Source organism: Serratia sp. BIGb0234 (genome assembly GCF_024809915.1).
In the GTDB taxonomy this organism is placed as follows: Bacteria; Pseudomonadota; Gammaproteobacteria; order Enterobacterales; family Enterobacteriaceae; genus Serratia; species Serratia liquefaciens.
In genome coordinates this window covers 38,714-63,012 of record NZ_JANUEI010000006.1, presented here as the reverse complement: position 1 = coordinate 63,012, position 24,299 = coordinate 38,714, and the positions used below count along the sequence as shown (strand labels likewise).

Here is a 24,299-nt window from a genome sequence, read left to right as displayed (position 1 = left end):
ACTGCATTAGCAGCCTCTGGGTTAAGCGCAACGGCATCACGCTCAACATGAAATCTTTCGCACTGACAAAATGGGGTCGCGAACATTCCGTTGATAACTCCTGGATCCATTTTTGCGCGCTAAAAACGCTGTTAATACTTTGTTGCCGCAGGGGTGATTCAATCCCCCCGAGAAGTAAGCTCAACACCTCATTCTGCGGACGTAACAGCAGATTAATTCGAGCCGGGATATTAACATTTTTCACAACATTTTTCTGCGCTGGGCAGTGACCTGAGTCAAGCAAACGCAATTAAATTTTCGCTGTTTTACACCACTAATCGTTAAAATCTGCCTGTCGATTCACTTTTATCGAAGTTTGTAGTTTTTTTATACACATCGCATATTGCTAAAAAAGAACACGCTGGTAATCTGACGGTGTTTTAAGACCGTAAAACAATAATCAGTGGCATGTTGGCCATGTCTACATTGAGCCAGCAGATAAATATAAGCAGGAATAATAATGAGCAAAATCGCGTTGTTGTTTGCGATGCTTTTTTCTATGCCGATGATCACGGCCTGCAGCGCCAGCGAGCAGGTTCCCGAGGCGCCGGTGGTTAAGCAGCAATTAGTGGGTTCACCGGTTTATATTCAGATATTCAAAGAAGAACGCACGCTGGAGTTGTATGCCAAAATGGGCAATGAATTCCGCCTGGTGAACTCTTTCCCTATCTGCAATTTCTCCGGCGGCCTGGGCCCGAAACGTCGTGAAGGTGACTTTAAAAGTCCGGAAGGCTTTTATAGCGTCGACTCGCGCCATCTGAAACCCGACAGTAAGTATTATCGGGCAATAAATATCGGCTTCCCTAATGATTACGATAAATCACAGGGGTATTCCGGCGCTTATCTGATGATCCACGGTGAATGCAAATCAATTGGGTGTTACGCGATGACCAACACCTATATGGATGAGATTTATCGTTATGTCGAAGCCGCGTTCGCTTATGGTCAGAGCCGGATTGATATCAGTATCTACCCGTTCCGCATGACCGATCAAAACCTGAAGCGACACAGTTCGTCTAACTACATCGCTTTTTGGCGCCAGTTGAAGCCGGGTTATGACTACTTCGTCAAAAACCATCAACCGCCAATGGTGGGGGTATCCAACGGTCAGTACGTGCTGGGCCAACCGTTGATGAGCAGCAGCCAGATGACGCAGTATGCGTCAACCACGGCTCCCGCTGTCAGCACCAATCCCTTCGCTCAGGCCAAGCCGCTCACCGAAGTGAAATAACGCGAATTCGCCTGGCGCAATCTTGTGCCAGGTTTCATTCGCCGTCAGCGGTTGGGTGGCAATCACCGTGACCACATCGTTGGGTGTGGTCTGCTGCTGGAAATCAATCTCCACGTCCTGATCGAGTAACGTCGCTTTGCCGAATGGCGCACGACGCGTGATCCAATACAAATTGGTGGAACAGTACGCCATCACAAAGCGCCCGTCCGACAGCAGCATGTTGAATACCCCTTTCTGACGCAGTTGATCCGCCAACAGCGCGATATAGCGGAATACCGGCGGCCAACGGCTCGGGGTACGAGGGTATTTCAGGGAAAGCTGGTGCAGCAACCAGCAGAAAGCATATTCGCTGTCAGTCTGGCCGACCGGGCGGAAGTTGCCGGTTTCCAACTGGCGATAACCTTTCAATTGGCCATTGTGCGCGTAGGTCCAGTTACGGCCCCACAGCTCACGGGTAAAAGGGTGGGTATTCTCCAGCGCCACTTCACCGCGATTAGCCTGGCGGATATGCGAAACCACCGCACAGGACTTAATCGGATATTCTTGCACCAGACGGGCGATCGGCGAGTCGAAACTCGGCTGGGGATCTTTAAACGTGCGGCAACCGTTCCCTTCATAGAAGGTAATGCCCCAACCATCTTTATGTGGCCCGGTACGGCCACCGCGCTGAACCAGCCCGGTAAAGCTAAAGCAAATATCGGTCGGTACGTTTGCGCTCATCCCGAGCAGTTCACACATCGCTTGCCACTCCTTAACCACCCTGACGCCGTCTATTGGAGCGCAGCACGCGCACCCCAATACAATATTAGCGGGGGCAGTGCGCCCCCTAAAGCCGTTAAGCCTTAACCATCTCTTTTTCGATCAGCTGAATCAAGATGTGGATCGCTTTGATATGAATTTCCTGGATGCGATCGGCGTAACCGAAGTGCGGCACGCGGATTTCCACGTCTGCGGAACCGGCCATTTTGCCGCCGTCTTTGCCGGTCAGGGTGATCACTTTCATCCCTTTGGCACGCGCCGCTTCGATAGCTTTAATGATGTTGCCGGAGTTGCCTGAGGTGGAAATGCCCAACAGTACGTCGCCTTCACGGCCTACCGCTTCCACATAGCGTGAAAACACATACTCGTAGCCGAAGTCGTTGCTGACGCAAGACAGGTGGCTAACGTCGGAAATGGCAATCGCCGGATAGCCTGGGCGGTTTTCACGGTAGCGGCCGGTCAGCTCTTCGGCAAAGTGCATGGCGTCACAGTGGGAGCCACCGTTACCGCAGGAAATGACTTTCCCACCGGCTTTGAAGGAATCGGCCAGCAGCACTGCCGCGCGTTGAATGGCGTCGATATTGGCATCGTCATTGATAAATTTCGCCAGGGTATCGGCCGCTTCGTTCAGTTCACTGCGAATAAGGTCGTGGTACATGAGGAACCTCTTGTTATCGTCAATCTTCCGCCCCGCAGTGTACCGGATCGGGGAAAAACCGAGAAGCACTCTGAGTCAAACAGCGCCTTCGTTGAGGTGCCGCTGAGGTTTTTGATGATTGGTGCGGTCAGATTGTGACTTAAGTTGTAATTAAACTGTAAATGCATTGATAAAAATATGGGCTTGTACTAAAACCTATTACATACACACAACAGGTCAGACCTCTTGCCACTTTGGAGCTTCTTATGATGGTTCTTAGTATTGTTGTTTTACTGGCACTCATTGGTGTGGTGTTCTATCACCGAGTGAACCTCACCCTCAGTAGCCTTATCCTGCTGGCATACACCGCCGCCATGGGCGCCATCGGTCTTTGGACCTTCTGGATGCTGCTGCCGCTGGCGATTATCCTGCTGCCGCTGAACATCACGTCACTGCGCCGTTCGATGCTGTCTGCACCGGCGCTGCGTGCGTTCCGCAAGGTAATGCCGCCTATGTCCACCACCGAAAAGGAAGCGATCGAAGCCGGTACCACCTGGTGGGAAGGCGATCTGTTCCGCGGGACGCCGGACTGGAACAAGCTGCATAATTACCCGAAACCGCAGCTGACCGCCGAAGAGCAGGCGTTTATTGACGGCCCGGTGGAAGAAGCTTGCCGCATGGCCAACGACTTCCAGATCACCCACGAACTGGCCGATTTGCCGCCGGAACTGTGGGCGTACCTGAAAGAACACCGCTTCTTCGCGATGATCATCAAGAAAGAGTACGGCGGCCTGGACTTCTCTCCTTATGCTCAGGCTCGCGTGCTGCAAAAACTGGCTGGCGTTTCTGGTATCCTGGCGATCACCGTTGGCGTGCCCAACTCCCTCGGTCCGGGCGAACTGCTGCAGCATTACGGGACTGACGAGCAGAAAAATCATTACTTGCCGGGCCTGGCGCGCGGCGACGAGATCCCTTGTTTCGCCCTGACCAGTCCGGAAGCGGGTTCCGATGCCGGCGCTATTCCGGATGTCGGTACCGTCTGCATGGGTGAGTGGCAAGGCGAGCAGGTGTTGGGCATGCGCCTGACCTGGAACAAGCGCTACATCACGCTGGCACCGGTGGCGACCGTGCTGGGCCTGGCGTTCAAACTTTATGACCCGAACCACCTGCTGGGCAATAACGAATCACCGGGCATCACCTGTGCGCTGATCCCAACCAGCACTCCGGGCGTTGAAATCGGTAACCGTCACTTCCCGCTGAACGTGCCGTTCCAAAACGGCCCTACCCGCGGTAACGACGTGTTCGTACCTATCGATTACATCATTGGCGGGCCAAAAATGGCCGGTCAGGGCTGGCGCATGCTGGTTGAATGTCTGTCGGTAGGCCGTGGCATCACCTTGCCTTCCAACTCCACCGGTAGCGTAAAATCCATGGCATTGGGCATTGGCGCTTACGCCCATATCCGCCGTCAGTTCAAAATCTCGATCGGCAAAATGGAAGGCATCGAAGAGCCACTGGCGCGTATCGCCGGTAACACCTATGTGATGGATGCCGCGGCTACGCTTATCACCAGCGGCCTGATGCTGGGCGAGAAACCGGCGGTGCTGTCGGCCATCGTGAAATACCACTGTACCCACAGAGGCCAGCAGGCAATCATCGATGCAATGGATATTGCCGGCGGTAAAGGCATCATGCTGGGCAAATCCAACTTCCTGGCCCGTGCCTATCAGGGCGCGCCTATCGCCATCACGGTGGAAGGCGCGAATATCCTGACCCGTACCATGATGATCTTCGGTCAGGGCGCTATCCGTTGCCATCCTTATGTACTGGATGAAATGGCGGCAGCGCAAAATAACGACCTGAGCGCCTTCGATAAATCGCTGTTCGGCCATCTGGGCCATGTAGGCAGCAACAAGGTGCGCAGCTTCTGGCTGGGCCTGACCAACGGCCGCACCAGTGGTACACCGACCAAAGACGCGACTCGTCGCTATTATCAGCAGTTGAACCGCCTGAGCGCTAACCTGGCGCTGCTGTCGGACGTTTCTATGGGGGTGCTGGGCGGCAGCCTGAAGCGCCGCGAGCGTATCTCCGCTCGTCTCGGGGATATTCTCAGCCAAATGTACCTGGCTTCCGCTACGCTGAAACGTTTTGAAGATGAAGGCCGTCAGAAAGAAGATTTACCGCTGGTCCACTGGGGCGTGCAGGACAGTCTGCACCAGGCGGAACAAGCGTTGGACGATCTGCTGCGCAACTTCCCGAACCGTTTTATCGCCGGTGCGATGCGCTTCGTGATCTTCCCGTTCGGCCGCGTGCATACTGCACCTTCTGACCGTCTGGATCACCAATTGGCCAAGATCCTCCAACAGCCGTCTGCCACACGTAGCCGTCTGGGGCGCGGTCAGTATCTGACGCCGAGCGAGCATAACCCGGTAGGCCTGTTGGAAGCCGCATTGGCGGACGTGATTGCCGCAGAGCCGATTCACCTGCGTCTGTGTAAGGAGAGTGGTAAAAACCTGCCATTCACCCGACTGGATCGTTTGGCACAACGGGCGCTGGAAGAAGGCAAAATCAGCGCCGATGAAGCGAAGATCCTGGTGAAAGCCGAAGAGAGCCGTCTGCGTTCCATCAACGTGGATGATTTCGAGCCGGATGCGCTGGCGGCCAGCAAGCCGGAAAAGCCGCTAAAGCAGGATAAGCGCCAGAAGCATACCGAAGCCGCGTAACGGCAATAAACACGTGCACTCAGGGGCGATAATCATCGCCCCTTTTTTATTTCCACTGAGAAATGCGCAGCCGTTCGCAACGTTACCAGAACGGCTAATTTAACCCTGGGGATTATCGGATAGACTGCCGGTGGGTGCTCTGGATCTTTCTGTCCGGAGCTTGAGTTTAGTCGAGGATAGAAAGAGAAAGGCCCCGAGTCGATACATCAACCCGAGGCCACTCTGAACGTCTAAGCAACGTCAGGTTAGCCTCTTACCCGCCGGAAGGCAAGGATAAGGAGGTCAAAAATGCAGCAGGAACGGGTCGTTCTTAGGCTGATGATTATCTGCATAACGCTTATCGCGCTGATGTGGATCACTCGCGGTTCACTGTGTGAATTGCGCATCAAACTGGGGGACACGGAGGTTGCAGCCATTTTGGCTTACGAACCCGAACGGTAAGGCAACCCAACGGCGGGGCTCGCCCCGCCTGTTGGTTGTTACGACAGATCCATGAGCACCCTTCCTCGCCGTATCCGTCAGGCTGCTAGCCGTTTTGGCGAATGCGCGCCAGCAGTGCATCGATATGTTCGATCTGCGACGCATTAACGATCAGCGCTCGGCCAAGGCTCAATGCGTGGCGCTGGCATTCTGCACGCATCTCGGCATCGCTAATACTGTCCAGATCGGCCACGTGTGCCAGACCGATAGTGCGGCGAATCAGTTCGCTGCCACAATAACCTACCGCATCCGTCCACACCTGCTGCAGGAACTGCTCGGCGTAACCTGGCACCGCCAGCGCCGGCTCACGAGTGTATTGGTGGCACAGCGCCAGGAAGCGATCGGCAAAAATCAGCCAGAGTTCGCGCACATCCTGCAGGCGTTGTTCTCGCCCGGCGGCGGCGTCACGCGGCCCTAACAGTCCCGGCAGACCGCAGTAGTTCAACAACAGATTGCCCAAGGCGCTGCCGACGTCAAACCCGATCGGCCCATAGAAACCAAACTCGGCGTCTATCGCCTTCAACTTGCCTTCCGCAACAAAAATTGAGCCGCTGTGGATATCGCCGTGCAGCAACGCTTCCGCCTTGCTCAGAAAGCGATGTTTCAGTCCAGCCACCGCCAGTTTCAACGCGGAATCGCTACGCAGCTCTAGCACCTGGGGCAGCAGCACCGGGTCAAACTGATTACGCTCATGATCGATATAGGGATCGGTAAAGAAAAGATCTTCGGTGATCTGGCACAGTTCAGGGTTGGTGAAGCGACTAACTTCGGCCTTTTTTGCCTGTGCCGTCTGATAAAAGTCGGAGGTATGGAACAGGGTCTGCGCCAAATATTCCGCCAATTGCCCGGCCGCCAGCGGGTAATAGTGGCCCTTGAGCAATTCACTGCGCCAGATATGGTGGTCGGAAAGATCTTCCTGCACCATCACCGCCAACTCGGGATCATGATGCAACACTTTTACCGTATGTCTTGGGCAAAAACCGCCGTGGATCAACAGAGTTTCCGCTTCGATCCGTGCCCGATCCAGGGTCAGTGGCCAGGATTCGCCCACGCAGCGTACATACGGCAGCGCCTGTTTAACGATCACCCTGCTCACACCGTCACGATCGCGGATCTTGAACACCAGGTTCAGATTGCCGTCACCAATCTCGTCAGCGCTCACCAGCGCCTGCGGATCGGCTAACTGCCCGTATTGGCGAGCATACTCAACGGCATCGGCAGCAGTAAACGTACGATAATGCGACATTCCCAACCCCTCTTTCCTGTCTCTCTGACACATCGATTATTATTTTTTAGACGTAAAAGCATTTGGACGTCTATACATCTGGAAGTCATGTTGGCAGAATAGCTTTCCAGATGCAATAACTACGCAACAAGGAATTAACCGCCGATGCAAGCGCTTAACACCACCAGTTTGACCCTGCGTGACAACCGACTTTGGATCCTCGATCAGCAGGCTTTGCCGCAGGAAAAACAGTGGCGAACCTGCGACAGCGTAGAGGAACTGGTTGATCATATTCATACCTTGCGGGTGCGGGGCGCACCGCTGATCGGCCTGTCCGCCAGCCTGCTGTTGGCCCTGTTGGCAGAACGTGGGCTGCCGCGTGAACAGCTTGAGCAGGCACTGATCACTCTGCGTGCTTCAAGGCCGACGGCGGTCAATCTGATGAACAATCTGGACCGCATGAAGCTGGCGCTGGCGCAACCGCACTGGGTGGCGGCGATGGTGGAAGAAGCCTTGCGGCTAGTGGAAGAAGACCGCAAATTGTGCGATCGCATTGCCGACCACGGAGCCGAACTGGTAAAACCCGGCAGTCGCCTGCTGACCCATTGCAATACCGGTGGCTTGGCGACCGCTGGCGTCGGTACTGCCATTGGCGTGCTACTACGCGCCCATCAGCAGGGCAAAGTGCAGCAGGTGTGGGTGGATGAAACCCGGCCGCTGCTGCAGGGTGGCCGCTTGACCGCCTGGGAGCTGGGCGAACTGGGTATTCCTTATCGGTTGATTTGCGACTCCATGGCTGCCAGCCTGATGGCGCAGGGCCAGGTCGACGCCGTATGGGTGGGTGCCGATCGCATCGCTGCCAACGGTGACGTTGCCAATAAAATAGGCACCTACAGCCTGGCAGTCCTGGCGCATTACCACAACATCCCCTTCTACGTTGCCGCCCCGCATACAACGCACGACCCCCACTGTCCGAACGGCGCAGCCATCCCTATCGAGCAGCGCGCCGCAGCTGAGGTGACCGGTGTGTCGGGCAGTTTTGGCTCATGCCAATGGGCGCCAACCGATGCGCAGGTTTACAACCCGGCGTTTGACGTCACGCCGGCGAAGCTTATCAGCGGTTGGGTGTTTGACAGCGGTGTGATTACACCACAGCAGGTCAATGATGGGATCTTCCAGCGGGCGTTAGGCTAACGCCCGCGCAGTATCAGTTGAGACGCGGATAAGCATCGGCGATTTTATCGCCGGTGAAATGTGCCACCCAGCCTTCCGGGTTATCGAACACGCGGATCGCCGTGAAATTCGGCGCCGATCCCATGTCAAACCAATGGCGAGTGTCTGCCGGCACTGAAATCAGATCGTTCTTCTCGCACAGGATCTGGTAGATCTTGCCGTTCAGATGCAGACAGAACAACCCCGCGCCTTCGACAAAAAACCGCACTTCATCTTCACCATGGGTGTGTTCGGAAAGAAACTTCTCGCGCAGCACTTCGCGCTGGGCGTTGTCCGGACGCATGCTGATCACATCCCAACTCTGGTAGCCTTTTTCCGCCACCAGACGATCAATTTCATGCTGGTAAGCGGCAATCACCGCCGCCGGTTCCGGGTTGTCACCCAGTTCACGATCGGCCTGCCAGCGTTCAAAACGCACGCCGATTTGTGCCAGTTGCAGCTGAATAGCTTCGGCATCGCGGCTCTGCCACAGCGGCTGCTGCGGCTCTTTATCGCTGAAAATCGTCAATCCACTCATGAGGCAAACTCCCCTAAATCGATGTGATCAAAACGGTTAACCTGCGGGTGCTGGCTCTGCGCATCGGCGTCGTCGCGGATCAGCTGACAGGTGTGCCAACCGGCGGCTCGCGCGGCATCCAGCTCTTGATGAATATCGGAAAGGAACAGCAGCTCGTCGGCGGCGATACCGATTTCATTGGCAATATTGCGGTACGAGGCGGTTTCACGCTTGGCCCCGACGTGGGTATCGAAATATCCGCTGAACAATGGCTGCAGATCGCCGGCATCACTGTTGCCGAACAGCAGTTTCTGGGCTTCCACCGAGCCAGAAGAGTAAACGTATAGCTTCAGCCCCTGCTGCTGCCAGGCGCTCAGCTGCCCGGCCACTTCAGGGTATAAATGCCCGCGGAAATCACCGTTGTGGTAACCACTGCGCCAGATGATGCCTTGCAGTGCCTTCAGCGCGGTGGATTTGCGATCTTCGTCCATAAAACGGTAGAGCGCGGCAATAAGCTGCTCAATATCCGCCTGCGGTTGGTCAATCTCATGACGCAAGGCAGCCAGCGGCGCAGCCACCTCAGCCTCTGCCTGGTGCTGACGGATAAACGGTGCCAAACGTTCACGCGCATAGGGAAACAGCACCTGATGAACAAAGCGGATATCGCTGGTGGTACCTTCAATGTCAGTGACGATGGCGCGGATCATTTTGCCTCCAGTAAACGGCGTTGCAGTTCGCACTGGAACAGGAATTCCAGCCCTTCAAGGTGACGACGAGCCTCCGCAACCTGGCAGCCCCAGCAATACAGGCCGTGACCCCGCACCAGAAAACCGTACTGCAATGGCGTCACTTCGGAATAGGCCGCGACGCGCGCGGCCAAGCGCGGAATGTCCTGATCGTTGTCGAAAATGGGGATCGCTACGGTATCCAGATGAGAGCTCTGCCCGGCGAGAGATTTTTGCATCTCATAGCCCTGCAACACCAAACGCTCACTGGATTCAACGCGTGACAACACTGTCGCATTCACCGAATGCGTATGCAACACCGCGCCAATCTGCGGGTACAGCCGGTAAATCAAGGTATGCAGGCCGGTTTCCGCCGAGGGTGTGCGGCCACTCGGCACATGGTTGGTGGCGGTTTCCACCAGCAGGAAATCCGATTCGCTCAGGCTGCCTTTATCCTTGCCGGATTCGCTCACCAGACAGTGTCGGTCATCAAGACGCAGCGACATGTTGCCGCCGGTCGCCGGGCACCAGCCCTTTTCGCCAATCCAGTGACAGGCAGACAACAGCGCTGTAAGTTGCGGATTTTCGGTCATTATCGTTTCCCGGTCAGTAAGGTCGTCCAGCAGGTGAAGCTTAGAATGATTTGATTAATGATTAGATTTTTTCTTCATTTAGCCATCTAAGCGTCTTGATTGCCAAATACTAACATCGTGTTATATTGACGGCAACATAAGCGCCAGGAGTATTAGCCTGCTATGAGCACTTCAGCATTGATTCCCGAAAGCAAACTGCCCGCTCTGGGCACCACCATTTTCACCCAGATGAGCGCGCTGGCAGCGCAGCATCAGGCAATCAACCTGTCTCAGGGTTTCCCCGATTTCGATGGCCCGGACTACCTGAAAGAGCGTCTGGCCTGGCATGTCAGCCAGGGCGCAAACCAATATGCACCGATGACCGGCGTCGCGTCTCTGCGCGAAGCCATCGCCGAGAAAACGGCGGCGCTGTATGGCTGGCTGCCGGACGTGACCACCGAAGTTACCGTCACGGCTGGGGCTACCGAAGCGCTGTTCGCCGCCATCAGCGCGTTGGTGCGTCCGGGAGATGAAGTAATTTGCTTCGATCCCAGCTATGACAGCTATGCGCCGGCGGTCACCTTGTCCGGCGGTACGCTGAAACGCATTGCGCTGCAGCCACCGGCCTTTAGCGTCGATTGGCGACAGTTCGAAGAATTATTGTCGCCCCGCACCCGCCTGGTGATCCTCAATACGCCGCACAACCCTTCCGCCACCGCCTGGCAGGCGGAAGATATGCAACAGCTGTGGCATGCCATTAGCGAGCGTGAAATCTATGTGCTCAGCGATGAAGTCTATGAGCATATTTGTTTCGCCAAAGGGGGACATGCCAGCGTGCTGGCCCACCCGCAGCTGCGTCAACGCGCCATTGCGGTGTCATCCTTCGGCAAAACCTTCCACATGACCGGCTGGAAAGTGGGTTATTGCGTCGCCCCGGCAGCGCTGAGTGCGGAAGTGCGCAAGGTACACCAGTACCTGACCTTCTCGGTTAACACCCCGGCACAGTTGGCGCTGGCCGATATGCTGCGCAGCGAACCGGAACACTGGCAGCAGCTATCTGCGTTTTACCGCGCCAAGCGCGACCGTTTCGTGCAGGCGCTGTCCAGTAGCCGACTGGAAATTTTACCCTGCGAAGGGACATACTTCTTACTGGCGGATTACAGCGCGGTCTCGGATCTGGACGACGTGGCATTCTGTCATTGGTTAACCGAGCACGTAGGCGTGGCGGCGATCCCGCTGTCGGTCTTCTGTGCCGATCCTTTCCCTCATAAATTGATCCGGCTGTGCTTCGCTAAACAGGATGCCACGCTGGATGCAGCTGCGGAGCGGTTATGTCGACTTTAAAAATTACCCTGTTGCAGCAACCCCTAGTGTGGCGAGATGGCCAAGCCAATCTGCAACATTTTGACGCCTTGCTGGCCCCCTTAAGCGGCCGCGATCTGATCGTATTGCCGGAGATGTTTACTACCGGTTTTGCCATGGATGCCGGGGAAAGTGCGCTGCCGGAACAGCTGGTGATTGACTGGCTGCACGGCTGGGCGAACAAAAACAACGCGCTGGTTGGCGGCAGCGTGGCGCTGAAAACCGCCGAGGGCGCGGTTAACCGTTTCCTGCTGGTGGAGCCCAACGGCCGGGTGCATGCCTACGATAAGCGCCACTTGTTCCGCATGGCGGGTGAACACCTGCACTATCAGGCAGGCAAACGGCGTGAAATCTTCGAATGGCGCGGCTGGCGCATCCTGCCGCAAATTTGTTACGACCTGCGTTTTCCGGTCTGGTCTCGCTACCAGCAGGATTACGATCTGGCGCTGTACGTCGCCAACTGGCCGGCACCGCGCAGCAAACACTGGCAAACGCTGCTGGCGGCACGGGCCATTGAGAATCAGGTCTACGTGGCCGGCTGCAACCGCGTCGGCGAAGACGGCAACGGTCTGAACTACAGCGGTGACAGCCTGATCCTTAGCCCGCAGGGCGAAACGCTGGCGCAGGCGGAACCCGGCATTGCCGCAAGGCTTGACGCGGAACTGTCGCTGGAAACCCTGCAAAGCTATCGCAGTGCCTTCCCGGCCTGGCGGGATGCCGACAGTTTCCTGCGCCACGATTAAGCATTTCGGGCGCGGTACCGGTACACCGCGCCCGTTGCTTCAGGAAAGCTCTTCTTCCGCCGCTTTTTCTTCTGTCCCCCCAATGCGGTTAAACAACAGGTTCAGCAACAACGCCACCAGGCACGAGGCACTGATGCCCGAATGCAGCAAAGTACGCACCCAGTTCGGAAACTGATCGTAAAAGGTCGGCATCACGATAGGGATCATGCCGAAGGCAATCGCCGTCGCTACCACCACCAGATTCATGTTGTCCTTATACTCAACCTTGGCCAGAGTGCGGATGCCGCTGGCGGCCACCGAGCCGAACAGCACCACACCCGCGCCGCCCAAGACCGGCAGCGGAATGCAGGCCACCAGTCGCCCCAGGACCGGCAACAGCCCCAGCAGCACCAGAATCGCCCCGCCGGCGCTGACCACAAAGCGGCTCTTCACGCCGGTGATCGCCACCAGCCCGATATTCTGGGCAAACGAGCTTTGCGGAAACGAATTGAATACCGGCGACAGGGCGCTGGACAACATATCGGCACGCAACCCGTTGGCGATACGGCGCGCATTCACCGGCGAGCCGACAATTTCACCGACGGCCATCAGCCCGGCGGTGGTTTCCGTGAGTAATACCAGTACGATCAACAGCATGGATAGCACTGCGCTCAGTTCGAAGGTTGGCCAACCGTAGGCAAAAGGCGCGGGGAATGCCAGCCAAGGCCCGTGGCCTACGGCAGCGAAGCTCAGCTTACCCACCCACGCAGCCGCCACACAGCCGACAGCCATCGCCAGCAGCACCGATAACCGTTTTAACGCCGGGGAACCCACCTTGTTCAGCAACAAAATAACCGCAAGTGTGAAAGCCGCCAGGCCAATATTTCCGGTTGATCCCCAATCTGCGGCCTTGGCGTTGCCCCCCATCGCCCAGCGTACCGCCACCGGCATCAGCGACAGCCCAATCACCGTCACCACGGTGCCGGTCACCACCGGCGGGAAATAGCGAATAATCTGCGAGAAAAACGGCGCGATCAGTAACCCAATCAACGACGCCGCGATCACCGCACCAAACACCGCAGGCAACCCGCCGTCGCCAGTGACTATGGTCACCATGGTCGCGACTCCCGCAAAGGAAACGCCCTGCACCAACGGCAAACGAGAGCCGAAACCCGGCGCACCAAGCGTTTGCAATAACGTCGCCAAACCGCTGACAAACAGCGCTGCCGTCACCAGCAGGCCAATTTGCGCGGCGTCTAACCCTGCGGCAGAACCTATGATCAAGGGCGGCGCTATGATGCCGCCATACATGGTCAGAATATGCTGCAGGCCGTAGGCGAAGGTTTTTGCCAGCGGCAATTTTTCATCTTCCGGGCAGCACGAAGCCGCGCCCTTATCCTGAGACAGAGCCATAGATACCTCGTCAATGCGGGTTAACCGCTAAGGGCGTCTAGCTGCCCCGGTAGGTTGAATAGGAATACGGGCTGATGAGCAGCGGTAAATGGTAATGCTGCGCCGCATCCTTGATGACAAAATCGATGATCGCCGTGGCGTATAACGTTTCACGATTGTCTGCGGTAAAGTAACCGCCCACGTCGGCATGCAGGCGGTAATGACCCGCGGGCAGCTCATCCGGCGTTAGCTCACGGGCGCGGCCATCGGCATCGGTGGTGCCTTCGGCTATCGCCCGCCATTGCCCCTGCTGTTCCCGCTCCAGCCAGACTCGCACCTTTGCCGCCGGTTTACCCAGGGAGGTATCCAAAATATGGGTGCTGATATTACTCATCGCTCAGTAACTCCTTAAAACGCAGCATCACGATTTCGCGCAGCTGTTCGGCGGTTTCCTGCCGCTCCTGCTCCACGTCGTTGCTCAAGCGTCGTTCCAGCTCACTCAGAATGGCTCGCCCATCTCGGCCGGCGGCACGGATCAAAAACACCTGGCCAAATTGCTGTTCATAACGCCGGTTGCCCACCAGCAGCGCTTGAGCCAATTCCGGATCCCGGGCATTGACCGCCGACTGTTCACGCTTGGAGAACTGCGCCTCTTTCCCCTGGCCTGCGGCACGTTCGCCAATACGCGGGTGCTGCGCCAATGCCTGGCTGACCTCTTCAGGTCGCCAACGCTGCGCCGCCTGCCAGGCCACCGCCAACGCGGCATCGCTGCTGCTGAACGGCCGGGCCGCAATCACTGAAGCTATCCAACTCGCAATGTTCACGCAGGGCTGCAGCAATCGCTCGGCTTCCGCCACGGGCAATTGATTAAACTGTTGCAGATTCATCGGTGTTCTCCCAACTGGCCACCGTCTGGCAGTAGGCCTGAATAGCCAGCGCCACGTCGGCCTGGCTTACGGCTTCGGCCGGATGATGGCTGATGCCGCGATCGCAACGGACAAACAGCATGCCCACCGGCCAGCAAGCCGCCACGGCAATCGCGTCATGCCCGGCACCGCTGGGCAAAGCCATGCTGCTCCCCTGCACCGCCGCCACGCTCTGCTGCCAACGTTGCTGCAAATCTGCATCACATTCCGTTGCGTTTATGCGATAAAACTCCTCGCTGGCAAAACCTAATCCGCGACGTGCGCAGATCTCCTGCGCCCGTTCCAACAGCTGCGTAAGCAATGCCGCCAGCGGGCCATCTTGCGGGCCGCGAACGTCCAGCGACAGTTTCACCTCACCGGGAATGACGTTGACCGCCCCCGGAAGACTTTCGATACAGCCGACAGTCGCCACCAAATGTTCATCGCGGGTACGGGTTATTGCTTCAACCGCCACCATCCACTCTGCCGCGGCCGCCAAGGCGTCTTTGCGTTGCCCCATCGGCACGGTGCCTGCATGGCCTGCCTCGCCGCTAAAGGTGCAATGGAGTCGACGCGCGCCGTTAATCGCCGTCACCACGCCCAGAGCCAGATCGGCGGCCTCCAGACAAGGCCCTTGTTCAATGTGCAATTCCAGATAAGCGCAGATATCACCTGGTGCTCGCCGCGCCTCAACCACCGCCGCCGGATCCAGGCCAAACTCGCGCAACGCCTGCGCCACGCTGATGCCCTCGGCATCAGTCCGCGCCAACCACTCGGCTGGCCACTGGCCGGTAATGCCCCGGCTGCCCAGCAGGGCGACGCTAAATCGCGTCCCTTCTTCATCGGCAAAGCCAATCACTTCAACCGCCACCGGCAGACGCCGCTGCTGCTGATGCAAATGCGCCACCACCTCCAAGGCGGTCAATACGCCGAGCATGCCGTCATAACGGCCGGCATTGCGCACCGTATCCAAATGCGAACCGAGTAACAGCGCGGGCGCACCTGGCGTTTGACCTTCGTAGCGGCCACAAACATTGCCAACGGCGTCCTGCCAGACCCGCATACCGATACTGCGCATCCAGTCGCCTACCAACAGGTTGGCGCGCCGATGCTCCGGCGACAGATAAACCCGCGTCAGCTGGCCTGGCGTAGCGCTGATCGCCGCCAGCGCGTCGCAACGCGCCATCACCCGTGCGGCCGCCTGTTCCGCCTCCTGGACGGTTAACCGCAACGCCATCACCGGCTCCCGTCGTCGTAGGTGTTCCAGGCCGCCTGCAGCGCTTCCCCCTGCTTGCTGGCGAAACCCAGACGGTTCAGCACCGCTTCCAGCGCAGTCAAGGTTTGCAGCACACAGTCTTTACGCGCGTTGTAGCCCATGGTGCCGATGCGCCAAATCTTGCCCTGCAGCGGGCCAAACGAAGTGCCAATCTCGATGGCAAAATCATTGAGCATCATCTGCCTCACCTGCTCGCCATGCACCTGCGGCGGGATCACCACCCCCAACACGTTGTTCATGCGGTTATCGAGATCGCCGAACACCTCAAGCCCCATGCCCTGAATGCCGGCCAGCATCGCCGCGCCGTGCAGCCTGTGGCGAGCGATGGTGTTATCCAGCCCCTCTTCCAGGATCACCCGGGCACATTCGCGCGCGGCGAACAACATGCTGGTGGCTTCGGTGTGGTGATTCAGACGCTCGGGGCCCCAGTAATCCATGATCATGCCGAGATCAAAATAGTTGGAGTAGATCATCTCATCGTCGCCGTCGGCATGGTCGGCTGTGCGGATCCCCTGCTCCACGCACTTGCGACGGCGGACGATCTCTTCGAACTGCGGGCTTAGGGTGACCGGCGAACTGCCGGACGGACCACCCAGACATTTCTGCAGGCCTGCGGATACCGCGTCCAGCCCCCAGGCATCGGTTTCCAGCGGGTTACCGGCGAAGGATGCGGTCGCGTCGGTATAGAACAATACGCCGTGGCGGCGGCAGATATCCCCCAGTTGATCCAGCGGCTGCAGCATGGTGGTCGAAGTGTCTCCCTGCACCGTCAACAGCAGACGCGGACGCACCTTCTTGATCGCATCTTCAATCTGATCGGCACTGAACACTTCCCCCCACGGCGCCTCGAGGGTGTGCACTTCGGCACGACAGCGGCGGGCAATTTCACACAGCAAATGGCCAAAACGGCCAAACACCGGCACCAGCACTTTGTCGCCGGGGCGGATGGAGGAGACCAGCATCGCTTCGATGCCCGAACGGGAGGTGCCGTCGATCAGCATCGTCCAGCGGTTTTCGGTACGAAACAGCGCGCGATACAGCTCCATAACCTGATTCATGTAGCCGGTCATTGCCGGATCATACTGCCCAATCAACTGGCTAGACATGGCACGCAGCACGCGCGGATCGGCGTTGATCGGCCCTGGCCCCATCAGCAGACGGGCAGGTGGGTTAATCTGATCGAACTGGGTAATATCCAACATGTTAATTCCTTACCAGCTTAATAACTCAGTAAACTCAGAACTCAGCACACGCCTCATGGCATATCACGCCTCGGACAGGCCGCGAACTGAAGCAATAAACTGTTTTAATTCCTGCGTTTGCGGATTGGCGAACAGCGTGCGGCTGTCGCCTTGCTCCCACACTTTGCCCTGGTGCATAAACACCACCCGGTCACCGACCTCACGGGCAAAGTTCATTTCATGGGTCACCAGAATCAGCGTCATACCCTCTTTGGCCAACTGCTCCAGGACTTTCAGCACCTCGCCCACCAGCTCAGGATCCAGCGCCGAGGTGATTTCGTCGCACAGCAACACCTTCGGGTTCATCGCCAGCGCCCGGGCAATCGCCACCCGCTGCTGCTGCCCCCCGGAAAGGTTAGCCGGGGAATAATGCATCCGCTCACCCAGCCCAACCTTGTTCAGCATCTCTTCCGCCAGCTCGCGGCATTCCGCCGGGCTTTTCTTCAGCACCCGACGCGGTGCCAACATCACGTTTTCCAACGCGGTCATGTGGGGAAATAGATTGAAGTTCTGGAACACCATGCCAATGGAGCGACTGATCTCACGCGCCTGCGAATCACGGTCGGTGATGGTCATGCCACCCAGTTTGATGCTGCCTTCCTGGTACCCCTCGAGCCCGTTGATGCAGCGCAACAGGGTGCTCTTGCCCGACCCGCTACGGCCGATAATCGAAATCACCTGGCCCATATCGATATCCAGATCCACGCCCTTCAGCACGTGGTTCTGGCCGTAATATTTTTGAACCTGATTAATTGTGATGAGCGGCATGGAACTTCCTCTCCAGATAATGGCTGTAGCGCGACAGCGGGTAACACATCAGGAAATAGCCCAGCGCGACCAGGCCGAACACTTTAAAGGGTTGATAAGTGACGTTGTTTAACATGGTGCCTGCCTTGGTCAGTTCGACAAAACCAATGATCGACGCCAACGCGGTGCCCTTGATCACCTGAACTGAAAAACCGACGGTCGGCGCAATGGCAATGCGAACCGCCTGTGGCACCACTACCCGCACCAGGGTCTGGCCGAAGCTCAGCCCAAGACAGCGCGACGCTTCCCATTGGCCTTTGGGCAACGCGGCGATGCTGCCGGACCAGATATCCACCAGAAAAGCGCTGGTAAACAGCGTCAGTGCCAGTGCCGCAGCGGCCCAGGGGCTAACATCAATGCCGAACAGCGCCAGCCCAAAGAAGGCCAGGAACAGCTGCATCAGCAGTGGCGTGCCTTGAAACAGCTCTGAATAACAGCGGACAAAACGCAGGGCCCACCGGCGCTTGCTCAGGCGCAGCAATAACAGCGGCAGCGTCACCAGTGTGCCGCCAAAGAACGCCGTCAGCGACAGCAACAGCGTCCAGCGCGCGGCCAGCAGCAGGTTGCGCACAATGTCCCAGTCGGTAAAAGTCAGCATCAGTTCTGGCTCCCTAAAAAGCGGCGGCCGGCGGCCAGCAACAGTTGGCGCATCAGTATCGATAGCAGCAGGTAGAACAACGCCGTCACTAAATACACCTCAAAACTGAGGAAGGTGCGCGACTGGATCAGGTTGGCGGCAAAGGTCAATTCTTCGAACGACACCTGCGACACCACCGACGAGCCCAGCATGACGATAATGCACTGGCTGACCAACGCCGGGTAAATGCGCTGCAGCGAAGGCGGTAACACGATGCGCAAAAATGTCTGGCTGCGGCTAAAGCCCAGCACCCGCCCGGCCTCCCACTGCCCTTTCGGCGTCACCTGAATGCCTGCGCGTATAATTTCGGTGCTGTAGGCGCCCAGATTAATCACCATCGCCAACAGAGCCGCCTGCCCGGCGGTCAGCTTCCACCCCAGGCTCGGCAGACCAAAGACAATGAAGAACAGCTGCACCACGAACGGCGTGTTGCGCACCACCTCGACGTAAATCCCCCAGGCACGGCTAAACAGGTTGGCTTTGCCGCTGCGGATCGCCGCCCCGAAAATCCCCAGCGCAACGCCCATCAGGGTGGCCAGTGCCGTCAACTCAACCGTGGTTAGCAAACCGGCCAACAGCTCCGGCAGATAGGGCCACAGCGCGGGAAAATTTAGCTGATAGGTCATCGGGTGCTCCCATTACGCGCCAAGATGGGCGGGCAGCGGCGCTTTCAGCCATTTTTCCGACAGCCCATTCAGGGTGTTGTCTTTCAGCGCTTGTTCAATCAATTCATCCACTTTGGCTTTCAGCGCCGGTTCGCCCAGACGCAGGCCGACGAAGCATGGCGAATCCTTCAACATAAACTTGGCCACCGGCGCTTTGGTCGGGTTCTGTCGCGCCAGAGCGCTCACCACCAGATTGCCGGTAGCAATGTATTGCACCTGACCGGACAGGTAGGCCGACAGCGTGGTGTTGTTGTCTTCGTAGCGTTTGATCTGCGCGCCCTTCGGCGCAGTGTCGCTCAACACCATGTCTTCTACCGCCCCGCGCGTCACGCCAACGGTCTTGCCTTCCAATTGAGCGGCATCGCTCAACGCGGTGTCTTTAGGGCCAAACACCCCCAGGAAGAACGGCGCATAGGCACGGCTGAAAGCGATAGCCTTTTCGCGTTCAGGATTTTTGCCCAGGCTGGAAATCACCAAATCCACTTTGTTAGTCTGTAGATAAGGGACGCGGTTGGCACTGGTGACCGGCACCAGCTGCAACTTAAGTTTCATCTTGTCGGCCAGATACTGCGCCATATCGATGTCATAACCCTGCGGCTGCAGATCGGTGCCTACCGAGCCAAACGGCGGGAAGTCTTGCGGTACCGCTACCCGCAGCACGCCGCGCTGCTGGATTTCTTGTAGTTGATCCGCCATCACCGACGTGGCCTGCGCCATCAACAGCACCGCCCCTAACGCCGCTATCCCGATTTTCTTGAAGTTCATAGACTATCCCCGATGGTGAAATGATGAAACAAAAGATTCTTTGATTATCACTTTGCAACTAATGTGCCAATCGAGAGCGTCAACCAGCTTAACCTTTTCTGTCTTTGAGTTAGGGGGCTAAGAGGAAACTCCCCTGCCATGACTGTGGCAGGAGGAAGGGATATCACGGAGAAAAATGCGCACCATCAAAGTGCGAAGGCACCAAAATGGCGCGGAAATTAGCGCTGTTCCAACTCATCCAGATCGCCATACAGATCGGCGATCTGATGGATCCGTTGGCGTCCTTGCGTCAGCGTCTCATGCAGCAAGGCATTGCTGAGCAGATTGGCCAGGCTCATGGCGGCGGAATAGCTGTCAAAGGCGGAAACGCTATCCAGCGGCGCCGCCAGGTGCCAGTTCGCCAGTGGGATCAGCGACTGCGCCTGCGGTTCGCACACCAGCAGCGTCGGAACCTGCTGAATCTGCAACTGCGTCAGCAAGGCCCGCAACTGACGCGGCCGGCGGCGAAAAGCCACAACTACCGCCACGTCCCCGTGGTCCAAATCGACCAGCTCTTCCGCCAGCGTTTGCCCGGGCTGCGGCATCAATAACACCTGCTCACGTACCTGCATCAGTTGCTGGCGCAGGTGCATGGCAATCGGATAACTGTTGCGAAACCCCATCAGTACCACACGCCGAGCCTGCACCAGGGCGGCGATCACCGCATTGAACTGGCCGGCGTCAATATGGTTCACCCACTGAGTAAGGTTGGCCATTTCCTGCTTGTAGTGCCGCGCCAAGAGGGTGTTGCCCTGCACCGCATCACGATTATCCGTCAGCGGCATACCGCTCTGGCGCAGGGTGCGCAGTTCATCACGCATTGCACGGTAGCTTGGGTAGCCCAGGCGTTTGAACAGACGGCTGACGGTAGCTTTGGATACGCCGCTCAGGCGCGCCAACTCGGCGCTGTTGTAGCTGATCAGGTCGTCAAAGTGATCGAAAATAAAATCGGCTACCCGCTGTTCCTGCGGCGTAAGCTGCGAATATTCCCCGCGAAGGCGTTCATCGATCTGCTTCATTGCTGCTCCTGCTTGTAACCTTTGTTTCAGCGGAACATAGCACGGCCAATCTACCCGCTGGCAAGCGTTTATTACCACCGAAGAAAACATGGAACGCCTCTTGCTTGTCTTTGAGACAGAAGCTGACCTCAAACAAGGGCCAAGAAATGATTAACAGCAATACCGCGCCATTGGGCATGGCCGTCACGCCTCACCACCTCGCCAGCGAAAGCGCGCTGGCGGTTCTGCGTGAAGGGGGTAACGCCATCGAAGCCATGGTCGCCGCCGCCGCGACTATCGCCGTGGTTTATCCGCACATGAATGGCCTGGGCGGTGACGGCTTCTGGCTGATTGTGCCGCCACAGGGCGATCCGGTGGCGATCGACGCCAGCGGCGCTGCCGGTTCCTTAGCCACGCTGGATTTTTACGCCGGTGAAAGCCACATCCCGCATCGCGGCCCCAGGGCGGCGCTGACCGTTGCCGGCACCGTTGGCGGCTGGCGTGAAGCGCTAGACTATTCCGGCGAGCTGGGCGGCGAACAGCTGCCGCTACCGCGTCTGCTGGCCGATGCCATTCGCTATGCGGCGGACGGCATTCCGGTTACCGCCTCACAGGAGGCCGCCACACGCAGCAAATATCATGAACTGGCGGATGTGGAACATTTTGCCCGCACTTATTTACCGCAGGGGGAAATCCCCCTTGCCGGACAGCGTTTCTGCCAGCCACGGTTAGCGGATACCCTGATTGCCCTGGCTGAAGAGGGATTGGACAGCTTCTATCGCGGCCGACTGGCGCAAAGCATGGCGGCCGATATGGCCCGGCTGGGCATGCCGCTCACCGCCCAAGATCTGGCGGATTATCGGCCGCGTCGGCGCACGCCTTTGCGACTTGAGCATCAGAAAGGTGAAGTCTTCAACCTCACCCCACCGACTCAAGGCCTGGTGTCGCTGGCAATCCTCGGTTTGACCGATCGCCTGCCCCTGGCCAGCAAAAGCGAAGGCGCAGTGGTGCATGGCATCGTCGAGGCCACCAAGCTGGCTTTCGGTCTGCGTGACCAATTCATCACCGATCCACGCCAAATGACGCAGGATCCGCAGGCACTCCTGACGACAGAACGCCTGGATGCGCTGGCCAAGCATATCGATCCTGAGCATGCCGCGGCCTGGGGCAAAGGCAAGGGGCCGGGCGATACCGTCTGGATGGGCGTGATGGACAGCAGCGGTCTGGCGGTGTCCTTTATCCAAAGCATTTACCACGAATTCGGCAGCGGTGTGGTATTGCCGCAAAGTGGCGTGCTGTGGCAAAACCGCGGTGCGTCCTTCAGCCTGGATGCCGCCCATCTGCTGGCACTGGCGCCAGGCAAACAGCCTTTCCACACTCTGAACCCCGCGGCGGCTCGCCTGTATGACGGACGCACCTTGGTGTATGGCTCCATGGGCGGCGACGGCCAGCCGCAAACCCAGGCGGCGGTGTTTGTTCGCCATGTGGTGCAGGGCCTGCCGCTGCAGCAGGCGATCAGCGCGCCGCGCTGGCTGCTGGGACGCACCTGGGGTGAAAGCTCTGACTCGCTGAAGCTGGAAGGTCGCTTTAGCGCGGAAACCGTCGACTACCTGCGCCAACGGGGCCACGACGTGGAGTTGTTACCGGACTTTAGCGAAGCGGTCGGCCATGCCGGCGCCATTGTTCGCCATACTAACGGCATGCTTGAAGGGGCTTTCGATCCCCGCAGCAACGGCAGTGCCGCCGGCTTCTAGCCGCCATTTTTATTGGGGAGAAGTAAAATGAAAAACCAACCTGTCGTCGACTGGGCGGCCTATATCAGCCAAATGGAAGCGATACTGGCGCTGGAAATGGATGACGCGCGCCGTCAGGAACTGCTGACCCAGTTCAATCGCATTGCTGCACTGGCGGAACCCTTGATGGCCTTCCCGCTCGATCCACGCCTGGAGATCGCAGGAGTGTATCGCGCATGAATTCGTTAAGTGCCCTATCGATCGCCGAGATCCGCGCGGCCCTGAAGCAAGGTGCGATTTCTGCACGTGAGATTGCCCAACAGACGTTAGAGAATATTGACGCACGGGATCCGGCGCTGAACGCCTATACCCACATCACGCGCGAACGCATGTTGAGCGAAGCCGATCACCTCGATCGCACACGTGCCAAAGGTCTCCCATTGCCGAGCCTGGCGGCGATCCCTTACGCGGTAAAAAACCTGTTCGACGTCATCGGCGAAACCACCCTGGCGGGGGCCAGTCTGTTCAGCGATAACCCGCCGGCCAAACAGGACGCCTGGGCGATCGGCAAACTGGCCGGCCAAGGTGCCTTGCTGTCCGGCATGCTGAATATGGACGCCTATGCGTACGGTTTTACCACCGAAAATAGCCACTACGGCGCGACGCGTAACCCGCATGACACCACGCGTATTGCCGGTGGCTCCTCAGGCGGTTCGGCAGCGGCGGTCGCCGCCGGGCTGGTGACATTTTCCCTCGGCAGCGACACCAATGGGTCAATACGCGTACCCGCGTCGCTGTGCGGCATCTTTGGGCTGAAGCCAACCTTTGGCCGTCTGTCGCGCAGCGGTAGTCAGCCTTTCGTCGCCAGTCTGGATCATCTCGGCCCCTTTGCCCGCCGGGTGCGAGATCTGGCAACGGTGTATGACGTGATGCAGGGCACGGATATTGAAGACCGTTTTCAGGCGGATAAACCGGTCACGCAAACCGAATCGCTGTTGCCCCGTGGCCAACAAGGCCTGCGCTGCGCGGTGCTGGGCGGGTATTTTCAGCAATGGTGCAACGATGATGCTAAAACCGCTGTAAGACAGGCTGCGCAGGCACTGGAGGCCGTGGCTGAAGTTGAATTTCCGCAGGCCGAATTGGCCCGGTCGGCAGCGTTCATCATCAGCGCCGCCGAGGGGGGCAATCAGTATCTGCCGCTGTTGCGCAGCCAGCCAAACCGCTTTGAGCCGCTGTCGCGTGAACGCCTGCTGGCCGGTGCCATGCTGCCCTCCGCCTGGTATGTGCAGGCGCAGCGCTTTCGTACCCATTTTCAGCAACAGGTGCTGCCGCTGTTCGAACGCTGGGACATCCTCATCGCCCCCGCAACGCCCTGCAGCGCCACGCCGATCGGCCAGGAAACCATGCATATCAACGGCACGGATCTGCCGATCCGCGCCAGTATGGGCATGCTGACGCAGCCGGTCTCTTTCCTCGGCCTGCCGGTAGTGACGGTGCCGCTGAAAACCGACTCTGGCCTGCCGATAGGCCTGCAGCTGATTGCCCCCCCCTGGCGAGAGGATCTGGCACTGCGTGCCGCCTATGCGCTGGAACAACGTGGCGTGGCAAGATGTGTTTTACCGGGAAAACAGGACTAA

General features: G+C 58.1%; 25 protein-coding genes. 9 read left to right on the top strand and 16 right to left on the bottom strand.

Translation table 11 applies throughout. The annotated features are described in order from the left end of the window. The first annotated feature begins 499 nt into the window (after positions 1-499). Entirely contained in the window at positions 500-1,270 is a 771-nt protein-coding gene (gene dpaA, locus M2407_RS20065; protein WP_020825365.1) for a peptidoglycan meso-diaminopimelic acid protein amidase, read from the top strand. On the opposite strand, the gene M2407_RS20060 is transcribed toward dpaA, so the two are convergent. Beyond that, on the bottom strand, positions 1,202-2,008 hold the full coding sequence (locus M2407_RS20060; protein ID WP_020825364.1) for a class II glutamine amidotransferase: 807 nt from the start codon (positions 2,006-2,008) through the stop codon (positions 1,202-1,204). The genes dpaA and M2407_RS20060 overlap by 69 nt on opposite strands. Positions 2,009-2,105: 97 nt before the next feature. Further along, positions 2,106-2,687, bottom strand: coding sequence for a D-sedoheptulose 7-phosphate isomerase (gene lpcA / locus M2407_RS20055; RefSeq protein WP_004949058.1), 582 nt, complete (start codon positions 2,685-2,687; stop codon positions 2,106-2,108). A gap of 245 nt (positions 2,688-2,932) precedes the next feature. On the opposite strand from lpcA, the gene fadE reads away from it, so the two are divergent. After that, positions 2,933-5,389, top strand: a complete 2,457-nt coding sequence (gene fadE, locus M2407_RS20050) for an acyl-CoA dehydrogenase FadE (RefSeq protein ID WP_198639687.1) — start codon at positions 2,933-2,935, stop codon at positions 5,387-5,389. A gap of 288 nt (positions 5,390-5,677) precedes the next feature. After that, positions 5,678-5,830 (top strand): Hok/Gef family protein, encoded by a 153-nt coding sequence (locus tag M2407_RS20045; RefSeq protein WP_041414251.1) that lies wholly within the window; start codon positions 5,678-5,680, stop codon positions 5,828-5,830. Positions 5,831-5,915: 85 nt separating this feature from the next. Here M2407_RS20045 and mtnK read toward each other — a convergent pair whose 3' ends face one another. Next, positions 5,916-7,115, bottom strand: coding sequence for an S-methyl-5-thioribose kinase (gene mtnK, locus M2407_RS20040; RefSeq protein ID WP_020825362.1), 1,200 nt, complete (start codon positions 7,113-7,115; stop codon positions 5,916-5,918). 144 nt (positions 7,116-7,259) lie between these two features. Here mtnK and mtnA point away from each other — a divergent pair, with 144 nt between their 5' ends. Continuing rightward, positions 7,260-8,288 (top strand): S-methyl-5-thioribose-1-phosphate isomerase, encoded by a 1,029-nt coding sequence (gene mtnA, locus M2407_RS20035; protein WP_020825361.1) that lies wholly within the window; start codon positions 7,260-7,262, stop codon positions 8,286-8,288. Positions 8,289-8,301: 13 nt separating this feature from the next. Here mtnA and M2407_RS20030 read toward each other — a convergent pair whose 3' ends face one another. Genes M2407_RS20030 through M2407_RS20020 form a run of 3 tightly spaced genes read right to left on the bottom strand, consistent with a single transcriptional unit; the run spans position 8,302 to position 10,141 of the window. Then, positions 8,302-8,844 (bottom strand): acireductone dioxygenase, encoded by a 543-nt coding sequence (locus M2407_RS20030; RefSeq protein ID WP_128864369.1) that lies wholly within the window; start codon positions 8,842-8,844, stop codon positions 8,302-8,304. Then, positions 8,841-9,530 (bottom strand): acireductone synthase, encoded by a 690-nt coding sequence (mtnC, locus tag M2407_RS20025; RefSeq protein WP_116691228.1) that lies wholly within the window; start codon positions 9,528-9,530, stop codon positions 8,841-8,843. The genes M2407_RS20030 and mtnC overlap by 4 nt, the downstream gene beginning before the upstream one ends. After that, positions 9,527-10,141, bottom strand: a complete 615-nt coding sequence (locus tag M2407_RS20020) for a methylthioribulose 1-phosphate dehydratase (RefSeq protein ID WP_128864368.1) — start codon at positions 10,139-10,141, stop codon at positions 9,527-9,529. The genes mtnC and M2407_RS20020 overlap by 4 nt, the downstream gene beginning before the upstream one ends. A gap of 162 nt (positions 10,142-10,303) precedes the next feature. Between M2407_RS20020 and M2407_RS20015 the strand changes: the two genes are divergently transcribed. Together M2407_RS20015 and M2407_RS20010 are read left to right on the top strand one after the other, a co-directional pair. Next, on the top strand, positions 10,304-11,464 hold the full coding sequence (locus M2407_RS20015) for a pyridoxal phosphate-dependent aminotransferase (RefSeq protein WP_259219023.1): 1,161 nt from the start codon (positions 10,304-10,306) through the stop codon (positions 11,462-11,464). After that, positions 11,452-12,225, top strand: coding sequence for an amidohydrolase (locus M2407_RS20010; RefSeq protein WP_129982477.1), 774 nt, complete (start codon positions 11,452-11,454; stop codon positions 12,223-12,225). Before M2407_RS20015 ends, M2407_RS20010 begins: the two co-directional genes overlap by 13 nt. A gap of 39 nt (positions 12,226-12,264) precedes the next feature. On the opposite strand, the gene M2407_RS20005 is transcribed toward M2407_RS20010, so the two are convergent. The 10 genes from M2407_RS20005 to M2407_RS19960 all read right to left on the bottom strand — a co-directional run bounded on the left by M2407_RS20005 (position 12,265) and on the right by M2407_RS19960 (position 20,950). Beyond that, positions 12,265-13,617: a nucleobase:cation symporter-2 family protein gene (locus M2407_RS20005; RefSeq protein WP_020825355.1), complete on the bottom strand. Its 1,353-nt coding sequence runs from the start codon at positions 13,615-13,617 to the stop codon at positions 12,265-12,267. Between the two features lie 37 nt (positions 13,618-13,654). Next, on the bottom strand, positions 13,655-13,990 hold the full coding sequence (gene uraH, locus M2407_RS20000) for a hydroxyisourate hydrolase (RefSeq protein WP_046374433.1): 336 nt from the start codon (positions 13,988-13,990) through the stop codon (positions 13,655-13,657). After that, entirely contained in the window at positions 13,983-14,483 is a 501-nt protein-coding gene (uraD, locus tag M2407_RS19995; RefSeq protein WP_259219021.1) for a 2-oxo-4-hydroxy-4-carboxy-5-ureidoimidazoline decarboxylase, read from the bottom strand. Before uraD ends, uraH begins: the two co-directional genes overlap by 8 nt. Further along, entirely contained in the window at positions 14,464-15,738 is a 1,275-nt protein-coding gene (gene hpxK, locus M2407_RS19990; RefSeq protein ID WP_259219019.1) for an allantoate amidohydrolase, read from the bottom strand. Before hpxK ends, uraD begins: the two co-directional genes overlap by 20 nt. Next, positions 15,738-16,979 (bottom strand): alanine--glyoxylate aminotransferase family protein, encoded by a 1,242-nt coding sequence (locus M2407_RS19985; protein WP_046374436.1) that lies wholly within the window; start codon positions 16,977-16,979, stop codon positions 15,738-15,740. The genes hpxK and M2407_RS19985 overlap by 1 nt, the downstream gene beginning before the upstream one ends. 63 nt (positions 16,980-17,042) lie before the next feature. Then, positions 17,043-17,786 (bottom strand): amino acid ABC transporter ATP-binding protein, encoded by a 744-nt coding sequence (locus M2407_RS19980; RefSeq protein ID WP_044548464.1) that lies wholly within the window; start codon positions 17,784-17,786, stop codon positions 17,043-17,045. Beyond that, positions 17,767-18,423 (bottom strand): amino acid ABC transporter permease, encoded by a 657-nt coding sequence (locus M2407_RS19975; RefSeq protein WP_046374437.1) that lies wholly within the window; start codon positions 18,421-18,423, stop codon positions 17,767-17,769. The genes M2407_RS19980 and M2407_RS19975 overlap by 20 nt, the downstream gene beginning before the upstream one ends. After that, positions 18,423-19,088 carry an amino acid ABC transporter permease gene (locus M2407_RS19970; RefSeq protein ID WP_259219016.1) on the bottom strand — a complete coding sequence of 222 codons (666 nt, stop codon included), beginning with the start codon at positions 19,086-19,088 and terminating at the stop codon, positions 18,423-18,425. The genes M2407_RS19975 and M2407_RS19970 overlap by 1 nt, the downstream gene beginning before the upstream one ends. Positions 19,089-19,100: 12 nt before the next feature. Continuing rightward, on the bottom strand, positions 19,101-19,892 hold the full coding sequence (locus tag M2407_RS19965) for a transporter substrate-binding domain-containing protein (RefSeq protein ID WP_020825347.1): 792 nt from the start codon (positions 19,890-19,892) through the stop codon (positions 19,101-19,103). Positions 19,893-20,110: 218 nt separating this feature from the next. Beyond that, positions 20,111-20,950, bottom strand: a complete 840-nt coding sequence (locus M2407_RS19960) for a MurR/RpiR family transcriptional regulator (protein WP_020825346.1) — start codon at positions 20,948-20,950, stop codon at positions 20,111-20,113. Between the two features lie 146 nt (positions 20,951-21,096). Here M2407_RS19960 and M2407_RS19955 point away from each other — a divergent pair, with 146 nt between their 5' ends. The 3 genes from M2407_RS19955 to M2407_RS19945 are packed head-to-tail and all read left to right on the top strand — an operon-like array spanning position 21,097 to position 24,299. Continuing rightward, positions 21,097-22,683 carry a gamma-glutamyltransferase family protein gene (locus M2407_RS19955; RefSeq protein WP_259219015.1) on the top strand — a complete coding sequence of 529 codons (1,587 nt, stop codon included), beginning with the start codon at positions 21,097-21,099 and terminating at the stop codon, positions 22,681-22,683. 27 nt (positions 22,684-22,710) lie between these two features. After that, entirely contained in the window at positions 22,711-22,902 is a 192-nt protein-coding gene (hpxX, locus tag M2407_RS19950; protein WP_115059989.1) for an oxalurate catabolism protein HpxX, read from the top strand. Then, positions 22,899-24,299, top strand: a complete 1,401-nt coding sequence (locus M2407_RS19945) for an AtzE family amidohydrolase (RefSeq protein WP_259219014.1) — start codon at positions 22,899-22,901, stop codon at positions 24,297-24,299. The genes hpxX and M2407_RS19945 overlap by 4 nt, the downstream gene beginning before the upstream one ends.

What these genes read in the sequence shown, in the direction of transcription:
- uraD (WP_259219021.1), bottom strand. Translation starts at nt 14,483, where the DNA reads ATGAATCTGCAACAGTTTAATCAATTGCCCGTGGCGGAAGCCGAGCGA.
- M2407_RS19965 (WP_020825347.1), bottom strand. Translation starts at nt 19,892, where the DNA reads ATGAACTTCAAGAAAATCGGGATAGCGGCGTTAGGGGCGGTGCTGTTG.
- lpcA (WP_004949058.1), bottom strand. Translation starts at nt 2,687, where the DNA reads ATGTACCACGACCTTATTCGCAGTGAACTGAACGAAGCGGCCGATACC.
- M2407_RS19970 (WP_259219016.1), bottom strand. Translation starts at nt 19,088, where the DNA reads ATGACCTATCAGCTAAATTTTCCCGCGCTGTGGCCCTATCTGCCGGAG.
- M2407_RS19960 (WP_020825346.1), bottom strand. Translation starts at nt 20,950, where the DNA reads ATGAAGCAGATCGATGAACGCCTTCGCGGGGAATATTCGCAGCTTACG.
- M2407_RS20010 (WP_129982477.1), top strand. Translation starts at nt 11,452, where the DNA reads ATGTCGACTTTAAAAATTACCCTGTTGCAGCAACCCCTAGTGTGGCGA.
- uraH (WP_046374433.1), bottom strand. Translation starts at nt 13,990, where the DNA reads ATGAGTAATATCAGCACCCATATTTTGGATACCTCCCTGGGTAAACCG.
- M2407_RS20020 (WP_128864368.1), bottom strand. Translation starts at nt 10,141, where the DNA reads ATGACCGAAAATCCGCAACTTACAGCGCTGTTGTCTGCCTGTCACTGG.
- M2407_RS19975 (WP_046374437.1), bottom strand. Translation starts at nt 18,423, where the DNA reads ATGCTGACTTTTACCGACTGGGACATTGTGCGCAACCTGCTGCTGGCC.
- mtnC (WP_116691228.1), bottom strand. Translation starts at nt 9,530, where the DNA reads ATGATCCGCGCCATCGTCACTGACATTGAAGGTACCACCAGCGATATC.
- mtnA (WP_020825361.1), top strand. Translation starts at nt 7,260, where the DNA reads ATGCAAGCGCTTAACACCACCAGTTTGACCCTGCGTGACAACCGACTT.
- M2407_RS19980 (WP_044548464.1), bottom strand. Translation starts at nt 17,786, where the DNA reads ATGCCGCTCATCACAATTAATCAGGTTCAAAAATATTACGGCCAGAAC.
- M2407_RS19955 (WP_259219015.1), top strand. Translation starts at nt 21,097, where the DNA reads ATGATTAACAGCAATACCGCGCCATTGGGCATGGCCGTCACGCCTCAC.
- M2407_RS19985 (WP_046374436.1), bottom strand. Translation starts at nt 16,979, where the DNA reads ATGTTGGATATTACCCAGTTCGATCAGATTAACCCACCTGCCCGTCTG.
- hpxK (WP_259219019.1), bottom strand. Translation starts at nt 15,738, where the DNA reads ATGGCGTTGCGGTTAACCGTCCAGGAGGCGGAACAGGCGGCCGCACGG.
- M2407_RS19945 (WP_259219014.1), top strand. Translation starts at nt 22,899, where the DNA reads ATGAATTCGTTAAGTGCCCTATCGATCGCCGAGATCCGCGCGGCCCTG.
- dpaA (WP_020825365.1), top strand. Translation starts at nt 500, where the DNA reads ATGAGCAAAATCGCGTTGTTGTTTGCGATGCTTTTTTCTATGCCGATG.
- M2407_RS20005 (WP_020825355.1), bottom strand. Translation starts at nt 13,617, where the DNA reads ATGGCTCTGTCTCAGGATAAGGGCGCGGCTTCGTGCTGCCCGGAAGAT.
- M2407_RS20060 (WP_020825364.1), bottom strand. Translation starts at nt 2,008, where the DNA reads ATGTGTGAACTGCTCGGGATGAGCGCAAACGTACCGACCGATATTTGC.
- M2407_RS20045 (WP_041414251.1), top strand. Translation starts at nt 5,678, where the DNA reads ATGCAGCAGGAACGGGTCGTTCTTAGGCTGATGATTATCTGCATAACG.
- M2407_RS20015 (WP_259219023.1), top strand. Translation starts at nt 10,304, where the DNA reads ATGAGCACTTCAGCATTGATTCCCGAAAGCAAACTGCCCGCTCTGGGC.
- mtnK (WP_020825362.1), bottom strand. Translation starts at nt 7,115, where the DNA reads ATGTCGCATTATCGTACGTTTACTGCTGCCGATGCCGTTGAGTATGCT.
- fadE (WP_198639687.1), top strand. Translation starts at nt 2,933, where the DNA reads ATGATGGTTCTTAGTATTGTTGTTTTACTGGCACTCATTGGTGTGGTG.
- hpxX (WP_115059989.1), top strand. Translation starts at nt 22,711, where the DNA reads ATGAAAAACCAACCTGTCGTCGACTGGGCGGCCTATATCAGCCAAATG.
- M2407_RS20030 (WP_128864369.1), bottom strand. Translation starts at nt 8,844, where the DNA reads ATGAGTGGATTGACGATTTTCAGCGATAAAGAGCCGCAGCAGCCGCTG.